Annotated in this window: 23 protein-coding genes; 16 read left to right on the top strand and 7 right to left on the bottom strand. The window is 43.2% G+C overall.

Going from position 1 to position 17,602, the window contains the following annotated elements:
- Nucleotides 1–54: 54 nt before the first annotated feature.
- Together EKQ44_RS19295 and EKQ44_RS19290 are read left to right on the top strand one after the other, a co-directional pair.
- A complete protein-coding gene (locus EKQ44_RS19295) occupies nt 55–879 on the top strand; it encodes a DUF2935 domain-containing protein (RefSeq protein ID WP_237665191.1) in 825 nt (274 codons plus the stop codon).
- 328 nt (nt 880–1,207) lie between these two features.
- Complete coding sequence (locus EKQ44_RS19290) at nt 1,208–1,345, top strand: hypothetical protein (RefSeq protein ID WP_237665190.1); 138 nt, start codon at nt 1,208–1,210, stop codon at nt 1,343–1,345.
- A gap of 257 nt (nt 1,346–1,602) precedes the next feature.
- Here EKQ44_RS19290 and EKQ44_RS19285 read toward each other — a convergent pair whose 3' ends face one another.
- Together EKQ44_RS19285 and EKQ44_RS19280 are read right to left on the bottom strand one after the other, a co-directional pair.
- A complete protein-coding gene (locus EKQ44_RS19285) occupies nt 1,603–2,070 on the bottom strand; it encodes a DUF4188 domain-containing protein (protein ID WP_237665189.1) in 468 nt (155 codons plus the stop codon).
- A 2-nt stretch (nt 2,071–2,072) separates the two neighbouring features.
- Complete coding sequence (locus tag EKQ44_RS19280; RefSeq protein ID WP_237665188.1) at nt 2,073–2,624, bottom strand: PadR family transcriptional regulator; 552 nt, start codon at nt 2,622–2,624, stop codon at nt 2,073–2,075.
- 169 nt (nt 2,625–2,793) lie between these two features.
- Between EKQ44_RS19280 and EKQ44_RS19275 the strand changes: the two genes are divergently transcribed.
- A complete protein-coding gene (locus EKQ44_RS19275) occupies nt 2,794–3,264 on the top strand; it encodes a DUF2243 domain-containing protein (protein WP_331254676.1) in 471 nt (156 codons plus the stop codon).
- Nucleotides 3,261–4,064, top strand: coding sequence for a cytochrome c oxidase assembly protein (locus tag EKQ44_RS19270; RefSeq protein ID WP_237665187.1), 804 nt, complete (start codon nt 3,261–3,263; stop codon nt 4,062–4,064). The genes EKQ44_RS19275 and EKQ44_RS19270 overlap by 4 nt, the downstream gene beginning before the upstream one ends.
- A 55-nt stretch (nt 4,065–4,119) precedes the next feature.
- Here EKQ44_RS19270 and EKQ44_RS19265 read toward each other — a convergent pair whose 3' ends face one another.
- Nucleotides 4,120–4,779, bottom strand: a complete 660-nt coding sequence (locus tag EKQ44_RS19265; protein WP_414491346.1) for a spore coat protein — start codon at nt 4,777–4,779, stop codon at nt 4,120–4,122.
- Between the two features lie 149 nt (nt 4,780–4,928).
- Between EKQ44_RS19265 and EKQ44_RS19260 the strand changes: the two genes are divergently transcribed.
- The 4 genes from EKQ44_RS19260 to EKQ44_RS19245 all read left to right on the top strand — a co-directional run bounded on the left by EKQ44_RS19260 (nt 4,929) and on the right by EKQ44_RS19245 (nt 8,119).
- Nucleotides 4,929–5,135 (top strand): hypothetical protein, encoded by a 207-nt coding sequence (locus EKQ44_RS19260; protein WP_237665186.1) that lies wholly within the window; start codon nt 4,929–4,931, stop codon nt 5,133–5,135.
- Nucleotides 5,116–5,430, top strand: coding sequence for a YbjQ family protein (locus tag EKQ44_RS19255; protein ID WP_237665185.1), 315 nt, complete (start codon nt 5,116–5,118; stop codon nt 5,428–5,430). The genes EKQ44_RS19260 and EKQ44_RS19255 overlap by 20 nt, the downstream gene beginning before the upstream one ends.
- Before the next feature lie 164 nt (nt 5,431–5,594).
- Nucleotides 5,595–6,362, top strand: a complete 768-nt coding sequence (locus tag EKQ44_RS19250; RefSeq protein WP_237665184.1) for a MerR family transcriptional regulator — start codon at nt 5,595–5,597, stop codon at nt 6,360–6,362.
- Nucleotides 6,363–6,793: 431 nt separating this feature from the next.
- Nucleotides 6,794–8,119, top strand: coding sequence for a hemolysin family protein (locus EKQ44_RS19245; RefSeq protein WP_237665221.1), 1,326 nt, complete (start codon nt 6,794–6,796; stop codon nt 8,117–8,119).
- A 55-nt stretch (nt 8,120–8,174) separates the two neighbouring features.
- Here the strand turns inward: EKQ44_RS19245 and EKQ44_RS19240 are convergent, their stop codons facing one another.
- Complete coding sequence (locus tag EKQ44_RS19240; RefSeq protein WP_237665183.1) at nt 8,175–9,404, bottom strand: hemolysin family protein; 1,230 nt, start codon at nt 9,402–9,404, stop codon at nt 8,175–8,177.
- A 205-nt stretch (nt 9,405–9,609) separates the two neighbouring features.
- Between EKQ44_RS19240 and EKQ44_RS19235 the strand changes: the two genes are divergently transcribed.
- The 5 genes from EKQ44_RS19235 (at nt 9,610) to EKQ44_RS19215 (ending at nt 12,885) form a co-directional block, all read left to right on the top strand.
- Nucleotides 9,610–10,776, top strand: coding sequence for an FtsW/RodA/SpoVE family cell cycle protein (locus tag EKQ44_RS19235; protein WP_237665182.1), 1,167 nt, complete (start codon nt 9,610–9,612; stop codon nt 10,774–10,776).
- Nucleotides 10,777–10,916: 140 nt separating this feature from the next.
- Nucleotides 10,917–11,327, top strand: coding sequence for a hypothetical protein (locus tag EKQ44_RS19230; protein WP_237665181.1), 411 nt, complete (start codon nt 10,917–10,919; stop codon nt 11,325–11,327).
- Nucleotides 11,328–11,696: a DUF3221 domain-containing protein gene (locus tag EKQ44_RS19225; protein WP_237665180.1), complete on the top strand. Its 369-nt coding sequence runs from the start codon at nt 11,328–11,330 to the stop codon at nt 11,694–11,696. It abuts the gene before it with no gap.
- Between the two features lie 398 nt (nt 11,697–12,094).
- A complete protein-coding gene (locus EKQ44_RS19220) occupies nt 12,095–12,439 on the top strand; it encodes a MerR family transcriptional regulator (RefSeq protein WP_237665179.1) in 345 nt (114 codons plus the stop codon).
- Nucleotides 12,436–12,885 carry an SRPBCC family protein gene (locus tag EKQ44_RS19215; RefSeq protein WP_237665178.1) on the top strand — a complete coding sequence of 150 codons (450 nt, stop codon included), beginning with the start codon at nt 12,436–12,438 and terminating at the stop codon, nt 12,883–12,885. The genes EKQ44_RS19220 and EKQ44_RS19215 overlap by 4 nt, the downstream gene beginning before the upstream one ends.
- A 41-nt stretch (nt 12,886–12,926) precedes the next feature.
- Here the strand turns inward: EKQ44_RS19215 and EKQ44_RS19210 are convergent, their stop codons facing one another.
- Genes EKQ44_RS19210 through EKQ44_RS19200 form a run of 3 tightly spaced genes read right to left on the bottom strand, consistent with a single transcriptional unit; the run spans nt 12,927 to nt 14,722 of the window.
- Nucleotides 12,927–13,694, bottom strand: coding sequence for an HAAS domain-containing protein (locus EKQ44_RS19210; RefSeq protein WP_237665177.1), 768 nt, complete (start codon nt 13,692–13,694; stop codon nt 12,927–12,929).
- 18 nt (nt 13,695–13,712) lie between these two features.
- The gene (locus EKQ44_RS19205; RefSeq protein ID WP_237665176.1) at nt 13,713–14,393 is read right to left on the bottom strand and encodes a DUF1129 family protein; all 681 of its coding nucleotides are present in this window, start codon (nt 14,391–14,393) and stop codon (nt 13,713–13,715) included.
- On the bottom strand, nt 14,390–14,722 hold the full coding sequence (locus EKQ44_RS19200; protein ID WP_237665175.1) for a PadR family transcriptional regulator: 333 nt from the start codon (nt 14,720–14,722) through the stop codon (nt 14,390–14,392). Before EKQ44_RS19200 ends, EKQ44_RS19205 begins: the two co-directional genes overlap by 4 nt.
- A gap of 299 nt (nt 14,723–15,021) precedes the next feature.
- On the opposite strand from EKQ44_RS19200, the gene EKQ44_RS19195 reads away from it, so the two are divergent.
- The 3 genes from EKQ44_RS19195 (at nt 15,022) to EKQ44_RS19185 (ending at nt 17,552) form a co-directional block, all read left to right on the top strand.
- Nucleotides 15,022–15,699: an AlkZ-related protein gene (locus EKQ44_RS19195; RefSeq protein WP_237665174.1), complete on the top strand. Its 678-nt coding sequence runs from the start codon at nt 15,022–15,024 to the stop codon at nt 15,697–15,699.
- Nucleotides 15,700–15,780: 81 nt separating this feature from the next.
- Nucleotides 15,781–16,917 carry a sensor histidine kinase gene (locus EKQ44_RS21605; protein WP_237665173.1) on the top strand — a complete coding sequence of 379 codons (1,137 nt, stop codon included), beginning with the start codon at nt 15,781–15,783 and terminating at the stop codon, nt 16,915–16,917.
- On the top strand, nt 16,914–17,552 hold the full coding sequence (locus tag EKQ44_RS19185) for a response regulator transcription factor (RefSeq protein WP_237665172.1): 639 nt from the start codon (nt 16,914–16,916) through the stop codon (nt 17,550–17,552). The genes EKQ44_RS21605 and EKQ44_RS19185 overlap by 4 nt, the downstream gene beginning before the upstream one ends.
- Nucleotides 17,553–17,602: the final 50 nt, after the last annotated feature.

Raw genomic sequence — 17,602 nt, 5'->3', positions numbered from 1 at the left:
CTATCATGAAAATGCCTCCTATTAAATAAGTTGTATTAAGAGGAGGGGGACACAATGAGCTATGAACCGATCACCCCATGGGAAGAGCATGAATTCTGGTTGGGAATCCTAAAGGACCATGCTTATTTCATAAGGGATTATTTATCACCCGAAGAAAAGAAATGGGTCAAGCAGGCCGAAACATTTATTGAGACCTTTGGAAAAGTGGAGCAGGAGCTAAGAAAGGTTCCTAAAGATGCGCCTGTGGATTCGGGGCCAATGATCAGGCTTGCGGAAATGGCGAATGAGGTGGCGTACAAATATTACTTATTCGAGGGCAACCTTTTGAACCTAAGGTTATTCAATCAGGTGAATTTAAACCTTACGCCGACTTATTTGAACGGAACACTCTTGGAGAATAGGGAGTATTTAAGGATATTGGAGAGTTATGTCCAGGGAAGGGACTACCCGGCCTTATCGCTAGTGGAATTATTGAGCATGTGGCTAGATGATCAGTTGGGGCACGCTGCCCTATTATTGAGGATGCTAGATGGAGTGGAATTTGCACTCGTCGAACGGGCCAATCATGTGAGAGGGAAGTTCTCTCAATTCATTGTGAAAAATGACATGATGGAGGGCTATCTTCATTTCGCGGAACCCGGCTTCCCCGCACAGATGAGATTTGCAAAGGAAGTCTCGGTCGAAGTGGTCAAATTTAACAACCTTGTAGCCGAAGTGCTGGAACTTTATTTAAATGATGAACTCATTAATCAAAGCACCCTGCGATTCCTCGAACATCACTTCCCGGAGTCTTGCTATTTTATGAGGAAGCTATCCTATTACGCCCCTTCCATCAGCTATCCAGCCTGTAAGCTGACGAAGCCTACGGTGAGAAGGTAGGGTTAAGCCAACTAGCTCGCATGGGAGCTAGTTGGCTTGTTTTCGGAAGCAGACCTCCGAATATAGAGGAAATAGAGGTATATATCTAGAATGATAAATTATTACATAAAGTAGAAGGCATGGAGTGTAGGTAGGGTATTTTTTTGGAGGTGTAGGGATGGAAAACCTATTAGTCCTATTATGTAGAACTGCATTAGGCAAATTCATAATAAGGTCTAGATTAAAGAGACTGATACAAAAGATAATAATGGCACTTTTATTCCTCCTGATTTTCATCGTTTCCTTACTAGAATGGATTTTAGAGACTTAAATGATAGGAGTGTATTTTATGACATATATTTTCATCGCAGTCGTAGTGTTTGCCGTCAGCTTTGCGATAGTGAAAGCCATTAGGAAAAGGAGACTACCAAGTAACAACTATACTCCCTTTGATGATTTAGAAATGGGTAGGTCAGATAAAGATTAAGAACCCCTACCTGCTCCTTGACAGTGGGGGAAATTGGTTTTGGCATCAACTCGGTCCATCTTGGCATGAACTCCTATGATTTTGGCACGAACTCGGTGCATTTTGGCATCAACTCCTATGATTTTGGAACGAACTCCTCTCATTTTGGCATCAACTCTAGAAAATGGGTTGTTTGGCGAAGGGCAAATCAACTCTATTAATCGTCAAATTAGTGGAGAAAGCGAAAAGCGACCAAGCATACACCTGATCGCTTCCTTTCAAGATACTCTCTTCTTAAACGTATTATTTTTCTTCGTAATTTTACTGATTCCAAATACCTTCCCCAGCCCAAACTTCGGCATATTTCCGTAAACCGATTCGTAGTTCCCCTGTTTAACCAAAAAAGTCTCATGATAGATCCCCACGGCATCGTTGTTGCCGATTTTTTTATTAAATTCATTCCAAGCTTTCAGGTGCTTCTGTCCCTTAGCGTAGGCCATCAAATCCTCTTCCGAACGCCAGTATTGAAGCAACAAGGTGGTACGAAGGCTATAGAAGTGTTCCATGGACAGGCAGCCAAGATCTTTGTTCATGTATAACTCCCTTATCATCGGTGGCATGGCTTTAAAGACAGGGAACCATTTATGAATGGCCCACCATTTGTTGATACGCATTCCAATGGTAAAAACTACAATATCCTCTTGATTTTCCACTGTATAACGACCTGGAAAAATTTCAGCACTCATCCTTATCTCTCCTTTGAAAGTAATTTTATTTTCGTTTGTTCGCACCAATCGATGGCGGCTTTGGTGGTACATAAACCATAGTCCAAGGTCATGAGCCAATATGGGGCATCGGTGTCTTGGATATGATTTTCATTGATTCTTTTGCTGATTGCTTGAAAAGTGTCATGCCGGATGGTCAGTTTTTCTTTGTAGGAATCCAACAAGTCCATTGTTCGTGATGGGTCTTGATGTCTGGAGAAAAAAAGTTTAAGAAGCAATTCATTCTTATCGATGGAAAGGTCTAGGATGGGGTCTTGAAGCCATTCTTTCAGAGCAATCTTTCCTTTTTCAGTGATGTGATACTCTTTTTTGTCTGGTTTTCCTTCCTGGGATGTATCCTGCACGGATGCATAGCCGTTGTCCACCAGTTTCTTTAAGGTCGGGTAAATCTGGCCATAGCTGATTTTCCAGAAATGATTCAAGCTGCCGTCCATCGTCTGTTTGATGGAGTAGCCGGTTTGACAGCCTATAGTTAGTAATCCAAGAATCGCAAATTGAGTATTTTCCTTTGACATGGTGAAGTGCTCCTTTTTATATATATCTTTTTGATATATATCTTTATGATATAAAAATACCATCTTATTCCTAATAAGTAAATAGATAAATGAAAATTGATTACAAGACTCTAATTAGGGAAATTATGAAGGAAAGCCAATCTTCAAAGAATGGGAGTTGAGCAATGACGTGAATAATGCTACATCCAACTATAGCAGGCGGAATTTGTGGTCGGGGATTCTCTTTGGATTAGGTATGGTCGCTTTTATAGACGAAACCATTTTTCATCAATTACTACACTGGCATCATTTTTATGACAAGTCGACAACAAATGTTGGGTTAGTATCTGATGGGTTATTTCATGCCTTCAGCTGGTTTGCTACGATCGGTGGCTTATTTTTATTTGCAGATTTACGTAGAAGGAAGTCGCTTGTATGGAAAAGGTGGATAGGCGGGATTTATTTGGGGGCAGGAGTTTTTCAATTATATGATGGGATCATTCAACACAAAATCATGCGGATTCATCAGATCCGGTATGTGGATAACGTGATAGTCTATGACGTGATTTGGAATGTGATCGCTGCCGGCATGATCGTGGTAGGTGTGATTTTAACGATTAAAACGAATAATAACAAACGGCCCCAAGGGGTTTCTTCATGAATGTACTCACTCATATCCATCATCAAGCAGAGCTCGGTGGTTGGACCAGTCAGCTTCTGGTGTTTCCTTTTTTATTGGCCTTTCTTTTATATGTAGTGGCGGTGAAACGTTCCAATCGAGCATATACCAAATGGCCGCTCAAGCGGACTTTGCTGTTTACTGGTGGGATTATCTTGGCTGTGAGTGCTTTGGCAGGTCCGATTGCAGAAAGGGCACATGTGGATTTCTCCTATCATATGTATGCTCACCTTTTATTAGGGATGTTGGCGCCGCTATTGCTCGCCTTGGCGGCACCTATGACCCTTTTAATGAGGACGCTGCACGTTAACACTTCCAGGAAGCTAACAAGATTGTTAAAAAGTAAACCTATCTCGGTAGTAACAGATCCGATTGTTGCCACTGTTTTAAATATCGGAGGATTGTGGCTTCTATATACAACCCCATTGTATGAATCCATGCATCAGCATATAGGGCTATATCTTTTCGTGCATCTTCATGTGTTCCTGGCAGGGTACTTATTTACGATATCCATGATTTATGTTGACCTCACCACGCATAGAAGAAGCTATCTTTACCGTGCCATCATTTTCGTTCTCGCCCTTGCCGGACATGGGATTCTATCGAAATTCATCTATTCCCGTCCTCCACTGGGGGTGCCGGTAGAACAAGCGGAAAGAGGCGGGATGGTTATGTACTATGGTGGGGATGTGGTCGACGCTATCATCTTAGTCATTCTGTGCTATCAATGGTATAAAGCTACAAGACCTAAAGCACTTGGCGAGGTGGCGTTAGAAGGATAGGAGAAAATTTAACAAGAAGCCGTGGAGGAGTTGCTCTCCATGGCTTCTTTGGGCTCTAATGAGACATATTCCCTTGAGTTGGTACGGTTGTATAGCTTTGCAGCATGGCATTCATATCTTGCATCGCAAGCTGTGGAACTTGATAATAACCATGTTTATTTTGATATAGGAAAATCTCATAACTCATTTCAATGAAGTTTGGAACACTGTCGGCAACAACGCGGCGAAGGACGGGATTGGTCATTTCAAGCGCCGTCATGGCAAGCAGCGTCGCAAGGCCCTTTGTTTGACCAAGCATATAGGCGGAAAGCCCTTTGTCAGCAAGCTCACTTACGGATTGATTCGGTTTTTTCGGTTGGGACGGTGTGATGCCGTACACTACGTCATGTGTTTGCGTCATATTATAAACCTGAGTGGAGACAGATGGTTTTTGGCCTGTTTGAAAGCTCTCCACGATGGTGTTGTACATTTGGGTAACAAAGGTTGTCTGGCGATTCAGAATATCTTTTAATGCCGGATCCTGGATATGCTGCTCGTACATTTGATATTGGTCAAGCATACTGATGATGCCGGCAATGATTTCATGGGCATCAAACATTTCATGTCCACCATGGTTTTTATTTGGAGCTTGAGTGCCCGGTGTGTTCATGTTCATCGTTGGTGGCATCTGATTTGGATTCATATTTTGACCTTGTGGTGTAGGTTGATTTTGCATCGTTTGCATCTCTCCTTTTAATGACATTCCCTTATATGATGGACTAAATTGCCGCATTCATGTATGAGAAAAGTGGTGGCAAAATATACTTTCTATGATGGACAGGAAATTCATCTTGGGTGGTGAATAGTAGTGGTGGGGGGATCGGAATGATAGAAACTCTGAAGAAAGTGTTATTGCTCGTGGCAGTGTTGGGACAAGTGGTCGGGATTGCACTGCTTGTCGTGAGCATTTGGTTGGGCATATTATTTTACATACTTTACGGGCTTGCCATCATTGCGCTTTTCATCGTGCTGATAGTAGAGCGGGCTAAGGAAAAAGAGGAGGATGACAAAAATGATTATAGTGACTACTGAGTCGGTACCAGGGAAGAAGGTAGTGGAGTTGAAGGGCTTTGTAAAAGGGAGCACGGTCCAGTCCAAACATATCGGGAAGGATCTGTTGGCAGGACTGAAGACGATTGTCGGTGGCGAGATTAAGGAATACTCCGAGATGATGCAGGAAGCAAGGCAAAAGGCGATCGGGCGCATGGTGGAGGATGCGAAGAGCAAAGGGGCGAATGCCATTATTTGTGTGCGCTTGGAAACCTCTAGTGTGATGGCGAATGCGTCGGAAATTATTGCGTATGGGACAGCGGTAACCGTCGAATAAGGGCATGGGCTGAATAGGACGTAAAAGGATCGGGGAACCTTGGGGACAAGGTTCTTTTCTATTTCCCCAATAAAGTGAAATTCAGTTTTAAAAAAACTCGAAAAACCCCTTTACCTTCACGCTACGTCAAGGTGTACACTGAATTTGTCAGGAGGTGATCAGAGGTGGAATACACCGTACAGAAATTAGCAAAACTGGCTGGGGTGACTGGCAGGACGCTGCGGTATTATGATGAAATCGGGATTCTCAAGCCGGCGAGAATCAGTGCTTCTGGGTATCGCATCTACGGGCAGGCGGAAGTGGATAAGCTACAGCAAATCCTCTTTTACCGGGAGCTCGAGATAGACCTCGAAAGCATCCAAAAAATCATCAGCGCTCCAACCTTTGATGAAGTAGAAGCACTTAAAGAACACCGTGACAAGCTTCTGACAAAGCAAAAGCGGCTGGAGGGCCTCATTGAAAGTGTAGACCGGACTCTGGCTGCGAAAGAAGGGAGCATTACCATGAGCGACAAAGAAAAGTTTGAAGCATTCAAGCAGAACATGATAGATGAAAATGAAAACGAATACGGCGAGGAAGTAAGAGCGAAGTACGGCCATGACACAATGGATAAGTCCAATGCCAAGCTGAAGGGCATGAGTAAGAACCAGTACGAACAAGGGGAAAAGCTTGGGGAAGAAGTGCTCGTTGTTTTAAACGAAGCGTTCCAAACAGGGGACCCTGCTGGTGACCTTGCGCAAAAAGCAGCGGATCTGCATCGTCAGTGGCTAGGCTTATACTGGGATTCTTATTCAAAAGAAGCACATGCCGGTCTTGCCCAGATGTATGTGGATGACGAGCGGTTCACGGCTTTTTATGATAAAAAACAACCAGGGACGGCTGAGTTCTTGAGAGATGCGATTTACATCTATACAGGAATGAAGAATCAGTAATTAGCACCAGTCCCAGCTCCATTCAAAGGAGTTGGAAATCTTCTTGCAATCTACTAATATTGACATTCCAACCAAACTATAATAAAATTTTTATTGATAGTTTATGAGTTTAAGCTATCGCTCTCTAACAGGGCTTATAATACTCCAAAGGGGAGTAGCTTACAGTTATGTCGTCAATCCGTGGCAGCTAAAGTCACCGGCTTAACTGGCAACATTTCAGATGTTGTTTGCGAGACCTTTGCCATTTTGGTATAGGTTAAATTTAATTTTACAGATAAAACCTCTACCAGTTTTTTGGTGGAGGCTTTTTTATATTCAGATAGGGGGAGAGTTCTAATCTAAAATCAGGTGGAATAGTTAAAGGTAAAGGTAGAAACAATAAAAGTGAAATTTTCGGAGGTGAATCCCTCATTTGAGGGAACCAATTGGATATTGACAGTATATTAATCATGAACTTACTTTTAGTGGCTTTGTTAATCGGTTTGACAGCATTTTTCGTTGGGTCTGAATTTGCGGTAGTAAAGGTGCGTATGTCCCGTGTAGATCAATTGATAGTAGAAGGTAATAAGACGGCGGTCGTTGCAAAGAAACTTATTGCAGACCTGGATTACTACTTATCCGCATGTCAACTTGGTATTACGGTAACGGCATTGGGTCTTGGGTGGTTGGGTAAACCGACTGTTGAAAGACTTTTATATCCTTTATTTGAAAACTTCGGTGTACCTACGTCCGTTTCTACCATCGTTTCGTTTGCAGTGGCATTCTCCATTGTAACGTTCCTGCATGTGGTAGTAGGGGAGCTTGCACCGAAAACATTGGCGATTCAGTTTGCGGAAAAGATGACATTGCTTATTGCCAGACCACTATATTGGTTTGGTAAGTTAATGTATCCTTTGATTTGGACATTAAACGGTTCAGCGCGTATCTTACTTCGCGCCTTTGGAGTACAACCAGCAGGTCATGAACAAGCCCATTCTGAAGAAGAGCTTAAAATCATCATGACACAAAGCTTTGAAAGTGGAGAAATTAATCAAACAGAACTATCCTATATGGAAAATATATTCACTTTTGACGAAAGAATCGCAAGGGATATCATGATCCCGCGTGTGCAAATCGTCACTTTATCTAATAGTATGTCCAGAGAAGAAATTATCAGCGTATTGGATGAGCATCAATACACCCGTTATCCTGTCACAGAGGACGGGGATAAGGATAATATTCTAGGATTTGTAAACGTAAAGGAAATGCTTACAAATTTCGCTGCCGGTAGAGCAGGGGAGATGAAAGACTTCCTTCACGAGCTACCACTGATTCATGAAGTAACCTCCCTACAGGATGCATTACTGAAAATGCAGGAAGAACAGGTTCATATAGCATTAGTAATCGATGAATATGGTGGCACTGCAGGAATCATCACAATGGAGGATATCCTGGAAGAAATCGTAGGGGAAATCCGTGATGAGTTTGATGCAGATGAAGTGCCGGATATTCAAGAAATTGAAACAGATCTTTATCATATAAATGGCCTTGTCCTATTGACAGATATTGAGCACCGATTCGGGGTAACATTTGATGAGAAGGATGATATAGACACAATAGGTGGCTGGATGCAGGTAATGTTACAAGATCTTGAAGATGATGAAGAGCAACATATCGAACACCGTGAGAACATTTGGACAGTACTAGAAATGGATAATCACCAAGTCAAGCAGGTTGGTCTTCAGTTAAATGCATTATCCAACCAGCATCAATCGTAAAATATACAAAAAGGGTGCCGCTCTTCTGTATTGGAGAGCGGCACCCTTTCCTAGTTTATTTCGCTTTTTTCTTTACCTTAACTTGCTTAATGATATTGTCCTCCATCTTCAAAATATCAAAGTGAAGGTGGTGATACTCGAGAGATTCACCTTCTGACGGGATATGCCCAAGTTCTTTAAAAAGAAATCCTGCGATGGTATCTTCTTCTTCCGGAACTTTTGTTTTAAATACTTCATTAAAACGTCTAATGGCAATCTTTCCATGGCAAATGATTTGAGTGTTGGTTAATTCTTCAATAAGAATTTCCCCTGATTCATCTGTTTCATCCTCTATCTCTTGTCCAATCATCGCTTCGATGATATCCTCATGGCTGATGATCCCTGTTGTTCCACCATATTCGTCAATGACTATCGCCATATGCTTCTTCTCTTTTAACATCATTTTAAACACTTTTTCTATGGAAGTGGACTCAGCTACAAACAGTGGACTTGTGTCCATGAAGTCCTTGATCTCTAATTCAGGTTTCAGTGACCAGTTCAACAGAAATTTGGCATGGAACACTCCAATGATGTTATCCATATTATCCTTATAAACAGGGTAGCGGGTATAACTGCTATCCATGACAAAATTCCTTGCGTCTTCAAAAGAAACATCACACGGTAACCCATGTATTTCTATCCGCGGTGTCTTCAATGCATCTCGGACATCCTTCGTATAAAAGTCGATGGCTCCGATAATATGTTGGGATTCTTCCTCGAAAAATGTACCTTCCGTACGGCCGATATCTACCATCGTTTTCAACTCTTCTTTAGAAAGGGTTGCCTCTTTCACCATTCCCCTTGAAAGTAGACGGATAATAAAGTTAGTCAAAATGGACAGCAAAAAGATGAGAGGCTTCAGAACTAGAAGAAGGATGGAAATGACAGGTGCAACAATGAATGCCACCTTATTGGCAAAGGTTGCGGCGATGGACTTTGGAACCACCTCAGCACATATAATCAAAACAACGGTCAATACAGCTGTAGCAATACCGATATTCCATCCATAATCAATTGCAACAAGTGTAACAAGTGTTGGTAACATAATATTGGCTATGTTATTACCTATTAGAATAGCTGTAATAAATTGGTCGGGCCGCTCAATAAGCTTTAACAGCTTCTGGGCAGCCACATCCCCGTTCTCCGCTCTAATCTGGATTTTCATCCGATTGACAGCTGTCAGTGCTGTTTCACTTCCCGACAAGAAAAATGACATAAATAAGAAAAAAGCTAACGCAATAAACAAAGTATGTATTCCTCCTAAAATTAGTTAGTCCTAACTTCCCCTTATTAATATTTCACATACATTATCCAAAAATTTATGGATTGACCTTTATGTTTTTCTCTAATATGATTTATAGGTTATTCTAATAATAAACATATTAATAATCTTAATAATAATATAAACAAACATAAAAGAAAAAGTAAAAGTAGAGAATGGAGAGAAACCAGTGGAAAAAGACTATAAACCTCAGTTGGATACCACGTTGATTTTTCTTATGGGGATTATGGTAGTATCAAGTTTGTTTGCATTAAAGAGCGTAGAGCCCACTTTGCCTCCTGTTCTGCAAAACATCAATTTCATGGAAAAGCAATTGATGTGGTTTGTCGTAGGAGCCATTGGCATCGGGTTGTCCATGCTGATTCACTTTGATTATTTGCGGAACCTTGCCTGGATTACGTTTGGCATGGGGGTGATCCTGTTACTTGGCCTTGAGTTTAATTTTCCCTCCGCCCTTGTCAGTGAAATAAAAGGGGCAACAAGCTGGTACACCTTGCCGGGACTTGGAAACATCCAACCCTCCGAACTCATGAAAATCTCACTGATTTTAGTATTAAGTAAGGTAATCGCCGACCACCGGGCAAAGTTTGAAGAAGCAACCTTACAGGATAGCTACCTGCTGCTTGGGAAAATCATTGCCGCATCCAGCCTTCCTTTGTTCCTTGTTGCAAAACAGCCCGATATGGGGACAACCCTTGTCTATTGCGCCATCATCGCTGCCATGATCCTGGTGTCAGGAATCAAATGGAGTATCATACTTTCTATTGCTGGCGCGGCCTTGGGATTCATTGCATTATTCTTATATATTTTCATCGCACATCCGACCTTTTTCCATACGTACCTGATTCCTGAATATCAGCTGGACCGTTTCTACGGCTGGTTGAATCCATATGAATATCAAGATGTACAAGGATTTCAATTGGTAAGGTCTTTGCTAGCCATCGGCTCAGGTGAATACACCGGTTCTGGCTACGGAGAGATGAATGTCTATTTACCAGAAGCACATACGGACTTCATCTTTGCGGCGATCGCCAGCCAGTTCGGCTTTATGGGCGCGACCGTTGTCATCTCCCTGTTCTTTTTCCTGATCTATAAAATTACCTTCATCGCCATGGAGTGCCATGACCCCTTCGGCACCTATCTTTGCGCGGGAGTAATTGGAATGCTGACCTTCCAAGTTTTTCAAAATGTCGGGATGACGATAGGATTACTCCCGATAACAGGGATTCCACTGCCGTTTTTCAGCTATGGGGGTAGTTCGCTTTTGACATATATGATCGCGATCGGAATTGTGTTGAATGTGCAGTTGAGGACGAGGAAGTATTTGTTTGAATAGGTGTTTGGGGACCCTTACTGTGGGAGAGCGCGGTAGGGGTTTTTTGTATGGATAATTCATCAATTCCATGAAAAAGTATGAATGATACAGGTTGTCTGATATATAATGGGAAGTAGAGAAAAGTAACGGGGGGTACAGTGATGTATATATTAGGTTTGATTTTATTTGCAATCAGCTTTGGTCTGATAGGTTTCGGGGTGTTTACCACGCTTGTCAGATCAGAAAAGAAAAAGGGACGCATTGCACTTGTGGTAGGGACGCTACTGCTTATTACGACGTTTGTTATGTACACGTATATGCCGTCGACTTCGGGTGAGGATCGGATTACGGTGGAAGGTGTGGCAGTGACAGAACATGAGAACGGTGCTTATCGTTGTTCGGTAACGGAACAGGATTATGATGGACTGACCTATCATTATGAAGCGGACAGTGAAGAAGATGCGGAAGCCTTTTGTGGCCAGTTTCAGACCGGAGAAAAGTATTTGATTTCGTTTGAATACGATGTGGATACAGAGGAATATAGCTTGGTGGAAGTGAAAGGTCAGGAATAGATGGGGATTAGAGGCCTGCTTATTGGCATGGCGGCTGTGATCGGCGTGATTATGGTGATTAGTTTTGTGGTTTATGATACTGGATTAAAGGAAAATCCAAAGCCTGTGAGCATGGAGATGACCGGATATGTGGCGGCGATGGAAGAGGGAAAGATTCTTGTCGTCAGTGATATGAGTAAGGAAGAGATCCAGCGGTTGACGCTGGATGAAGTGATTGCGGAAAGTGAGCAATCGGCTTGGTTTACTATAAATGGGGAGGCGTATGATAGGCCCCAGCTGTATGATTTTGTAAAAGTGGAGTATTACAATATGGAGGAGAGCCTTCCGGGACAGGGGGAGGCTGCTATGGTGCAGATACTGGAAGATTAAATGAGGAACACCCAAGGGAGCTGGAGAAGTTGCGAACCTTGGGTGTTTTTTTGAAGGGTTTGAGGGCGGTGGAGTGTAAGTGTACGAACATTTTGCATTCTTGTCCGAAGTTTTGGCGTATTTGTTCAAAGATTTTACTTTTTTGTCCGAACGACATTTTAGGGTGGCCGAACCCCCCTGGATTTTTGTCCGAACAAGGCCAATTCGTGTCGGAACACCAAACAGATGCACGATAAAATTGTCCGAACCGAAGACCGAAATGTCCGAAGCGTTTTTACGAGCATCAAAAGCGGGTATTTTAGCTTGTTTTCACCTTAAATACACAAGCAAATAAAATTTTGGATTGACCATGTGGTGCACCACACAGTTTAAACTTAACAAAGGAGGTCAAGAAATGAATGTACAAGGTCAGTGAGTTTTCTGAGATGACGGGACTCAGCAAGGAGACGCTGCGCTATTATGCAGAGGTGAAGCTGATGGAACCAGCCTATATAGATCCTAAAAATAACTACCGATATTATGATGATGGAAGTTATTTCCTGGCCCTGCTTTTAGTGAAACTCAGAAGCTTCGGGTTCACCATCCAGGAGATGATTTCGGTGATGGAGGATGAATCGTTTGCACACCTCGAGGATTTACTAATTCAGAAGAAAGATACGATTCGACGCCAAATGGAAGAACTAAAACAGGAGATAGAGGAGATTGATGCCTTCTTGGCGTCAGGGAAGGAGGAAGAACAATGATTCAGTGGCAAGAAGAGCGAATGATCCCGGTATCCATTGAAAAAGTATGGGAGCTTTTTCTCGACAAGAATATTAAGAGGACCATGCCGAAAGTGGAAGAGCATACGCTAATAGAAAAGACGGAAACAGAGGTAGGTGCCAAACACCGCCAAACATATCGGGAGGGCAAGCGTGTGGAAACGTATATCGTGGAGACATTGGCCTATGAGGACAAGCCTGATAAGAAACATAAACAGATAGCTTTTGTACTTGGAAAAGCATTTGAAATCAATTTGTCTTTTACGCTGGAAAAGGTGGATGAGACGCATACTCGCTTCCTTTATGCCGGACATAATAAAGGGGTGAATTTTGTAGGGCGGGCAATGCTGAAGCTAGGCAGCGAGAAGAGCAATAATAAGGTGGTGCAGGAGTACATGGATCGGGTGGAAGCGGAAGCCCTGAAATAGAAAGGGGCTTCCGACAATGATCAAGCGAAGCCCATTTTGTACTAGTGAACAGATTTAACTTCCTTCGTTCTTTTCAGTGAGAACAGAAAATAGATACCGATTCCTGCGAACATCAACATACTGCTGGCTAAAAGTTGGTTACCTTCTGAAAGGTCAGTAAAGCTGACCATGTATTCCGGAACGATGTAAAAGATGGGCAGTACAATCGATACTAGCGTCTTACTCCAAATGGAAATACCAATTAGCAATGAAATGGCCATACTTGCGACAATCAGGTTCCCATAATAGCCAAGCAGTATTATCGGTGACTCGATATAAGTAGGGAGGAACATCAACCCTGTAAACAATGCAATCGATAAAAAGCTTGCCAGGTACAAGAAAAAGAACTCTTTGCCCTTGGAAAAGGAATGGCTGGAAATAAATCTGAATGTCCACATGTAAGCAAGAAGCAAGATGATGCAAACAAGCGGGTACCCAATCAACTCCACGAGCGAGTATTGAAACCCGCCAAATACGATATCCTTTAGGACGATTCCGGCAAAAGCACCAAGGATGATGATGGGAACATATTTAGCCCAGCCCCCAAGATCAAAGGACATCTCACTGGAGATTTGCTCCATGTATTCTTTAGGGGAGCTCCCGATGATATGCTCGACACTTTTATTCTCTTTTTCCGCCTCGTATAAATGCACTTCTAATTCATCGGTTATCTCATCAATCTCGTTCGTCTTTTTGCCACAAGAAAAAAGGTAGATCCGAAGGTTTTCTATGAAGGTTTGGCTCTTTTTAGTTAATGGTAGATGGTTCATGGTAACTTCTCCTTCCTATTAGTGAGTGTGGTAGGCTCGTTGAATCAGCTTTCCTGTTCCAAGTAGAATGAGCGCGAGGATCAGATAAATCCACCATTCTATCAATATTCTTGGCCCGAAGTCAGGAACAAGCCAGGCAAAAAATAATATGGCGGCGAAGGATCCTGCCCCAAACAGGCCGGCTTTCCAATAGGCACGCTTTGCTTCTTTCTTTTCGCTGAAAAGGCTGGAACGAACCAAAGTGAAGATCACTTTCACACCTAAAGCGGAAACGCCCAACACGGCCAAAGCCAATATAACCAAGTTCCCTAACGGGGAAGTAGCTTTAATTTCCGTAAACATAGGCATCACGAGATGGACAATGGATAACACCAGAGCGAACCATCCTAAAGAATTACTGACTTGGGAGCTGATGAAGGGGATCACATCCCGTTTTTTATCTTTAGGCAACCCTTCAATCAGCTCATCTGCATATGCTTTAGGATCGGAACCAAGGAGTTCTGTTCCAGATCGGCCTTCATGCTGCGCTTCAAGCATATGATCGAGAAGCTCCATCAATAGCTCTTCGCTTTCATGCTCCGCCACTCTTAAATCCGTACGAATATATAGCAGAAAATCCTCATACAATCCCAAGTTATCATCACTCAACAGCTTTCGTTTTTCATTATTCTCTTCAATCAACTTCTTCGTATCTCTCATTCTTTTTCCCCTCTTTGCAATAATTGACTGACAGGACCTGCGATCAGCATCCATTCATTTGAGATTCGTTCAAGTTCTTCTTTTCCAGCGTCTGTTAGAAAATAATACTTTCGGTTCGGGCCGGTTGCGGAAGGACGCATCTCCCCTATGATAAATCCGTTCTTTTGCAGTCGGAGCAATACTGGGTAGATGGTGCCTTCACTGATGTCTGGTAAACCGACCTTTTGCAGTTGCTGGGATAGTTCATACCCGTAGACTGCTTTTTCCTCGACAATCGCCATCACGCATGCATCGAGGATCCCTTTTAATAGCTGGCTTCTTGCTGCCATGTGTTCACCTACTTTGGTTATGGTAAAAGAGCATGTCGATTTGGTATTTTGTGTAACAAGGTACCAGGTCGAAAAGATGTTTGTATCATGTATAACAAGGTACCAATTCGAAAGGGTGTCGGTATCTTGTATAACAAGATACCGGGTTAAAAAGAGATGGCACTATCTTGTATTACATGATACATCCATTATATGCATTGCTATCTTGTAATGCAAGGTATATTTGGAAAAATATTAAAGGACTCTTCGCGGTCCATGTAGAATTTGTAAAACAAAAGGAAAATAAAGGAGAGCGTACTATGACCACACAAACTCGAACCATCCATACATATGAAGAAGCGGTAGCGGTGATCAAAGAGGTAGGCTTGCTTCCGCTTGCGCCACTGTTTGATGATTATCCATCGCTTGGAAGCATCACTCCCAAAGAAGCTTGGCATTCCGATACCAATCAGGACCCATGGATGTGGCGGACTCAATTTGCTGCAGACGGGGTGGCGGCATACGGGAAGTTTATCAGGAAAAAAGCGGTGTTCCTTTCAAAAGACTTGCTACCGCTGGTGCTCGCGGCACTTGCAAGTCATGAAACCATGGAAGAACGGTATGAAAAAGGGGAGGTGTCCCGTGAAGCCTTAACTCTATTTGAACTCATTTCGGGAAAACAAGGAATCGATACGAGAGTATTGCGTGCAGAAGCGGGGATGAAGGAAAAAGAGAAAAAGAAGGCGTTCGATCAAGCTTTATTAGAGTTACAGGGGAATTTGGACATCGTTGTCTCCGGTACAAAAGAAAAACAGGACGAAAACGGGGAGAAGAACGGCTGGAGCAGCACCTCCTATGAGACGATGGAGCATTGGTGTGCTAAAAATCAAATTGGTACCTCCAGCATGAATAAACAAGAAGCAACAGCGAAGCTTATGAACCATTTTGGAAGCTTCACATCGGAAGCAACGATGAAAAAGCTGAAGAAGATTTTTTGAACAAACATTTGTTTAAATAGATGAATGGTGGTCCGAATCGTCAGCAACAGGAAACTCATAACATAAAGGTGGGAACGTTTTGTGGGCAGCAGGGTCAGTTTACTTTGGGCAAAGCTTTGTTTCGTTTGCGCCATTCTCCTCATAATGCCTGTCTATTATTCTATGGCAGGTACATATTTGGCTGGTTATCTATTGACGGCAGGGGTTTATATGGGGCTTTATTTTTTCTTGCCGATCTGGAAAGCCAAATGGGCAGCCTATCTACTTGCAAGTTCTGCAGTAGTTTTCATGCAGCAATTTATTTTGTCTCCATTTGATATATTGCCTTGGCTGCTGTTTTATTTTTTATTACTAGATGGCACACAAGCAACAGAGAGGAAGCAAACGCTTCTGACTTTGATAGCCGTTTTATTGCCTATCCTTCTGCCTCTTAGCGCTTTGGCATTCACTGATTTATTTTATTACCATTGCCTCTTAATGATATTGATTTCTGCTTCGGGGATGCTGATACATCGGTACTTTCGTGACAACGAAAAGTTTGATAGAGAGTGGAAAAGCTTGTTGGTGGAGTATCGTGCACTGAAGAGGCAGGTCATAGAAAATGAGGAGGTTGCTAGAGTCGAGGAACGAAACCGGATCGCACGGGATATTCATGATTCGGTCGGCCACCAGCTGACGGCGCTCATGATGCAGCTGGCAGTGGCGGAGCAGGCTGCAGGCGAAGAGAAGGTCGCCTCCATGGTGAAGCAGTCCAAGCAGTTGGCACGGGAAAGCCTTGATGGAATGCGGAAAGCGGTGAAGGCCTTGCAGGGGGAAGAGGAACAGGGGATCTCGTCTGTGATTCATCTGATAAGGAAGTTAGAGGCGGAAAGTCAGATGAGGGTGCAGTTGACAACAAAAACCGGTGTGCTTTCGCAGCCCCTGACCAATGAGCAAAATATTGCGTTATACCGATTTGTGCAGGAGGGACTCACCAATGCGATGAGGCATGGGAGCTCAAAGGAAATCTCCATCACACTTGAAATCATGGGAGAGCACAGCTTTCAGGTTGAGGTGGAAAATAAGAGGGAGGCTTCCATGCCTGTGGAAGAAGGCTTCGGGCTACAAAATATGCGGAAGCGTATGGAAAGCCTGAACGGTCGGATGGAGCGGGAAGTCACCGGGGGTTATTTTACAGTGAAGGGAATTTTCCCTTTGAAAGGAGTTACATATAAGTGATTAATATATTGCTAGCGGAGGACCAGGCATTGGTTCGACAAGGCATAAAAGTGATGATCGAGCAGCACCCATCGTTTCGTGTGGTCGCTGAAGTGGCAACAGGGAAGGAGGCAGTGGACGCTTATGAAAAGCATCTTGTCGATCTTGTGCTGATGGATGTTCGTATGCCCGTCATGACGGGCATTGAAGCGACCAAGGTCATCAGGCAGCGTGACCCAAAGGCAAAAGTGTTGATACTGACCACTTTCGCAGATGACGAGTATGCGATGGAGGCGTTGAAGCTTGGGGCATTGGGCTATCTTTTGAAGGATGCGGATGCGGCGAGCCTATTGACCTCGATCGAGAGCTGTCTGAAGGGCGGGATCTCGATTGACGCATCTGTAGCGGGGAAGGTGGTGCCGAGGTTGATCAACCGTCCGCAAGAGACATCTGTCATGGAGCTGGTCGAGTTGACCAGTCGGGAGCGCTCCATTTTACAGCTTGTCGGGGATGGGAAAAATAATCAAGAGATTGCAGAAGCCTTGCACCTGTCTGTTGGCACGGTGAAAAATCATGTGACCGCCATTCTGCAGAAGCTTGGTTTGAGGGATCGCACCCAGCTTGCGATCTTTGCGATTCGGAATGGGATTGTGTAAGAATAGGAAACCGCTTAAAAGAATTTTCCTTAGCTAGGCCTGGAAAAAGG

The sequence above is a fragment of the Sutcliffiella horikoshii genome (genome assembly GCF_021991925.1).
Lineage (GTDB): Bacteria > Bacillota > Bacilli > Bacillales > Bacillaceae_I > Sutcliffiella_A > Sutcliffiella_A horikoshii_F.
This window is presented reverse-complemented; position numbering and strand designations above follow the sequence as displayed.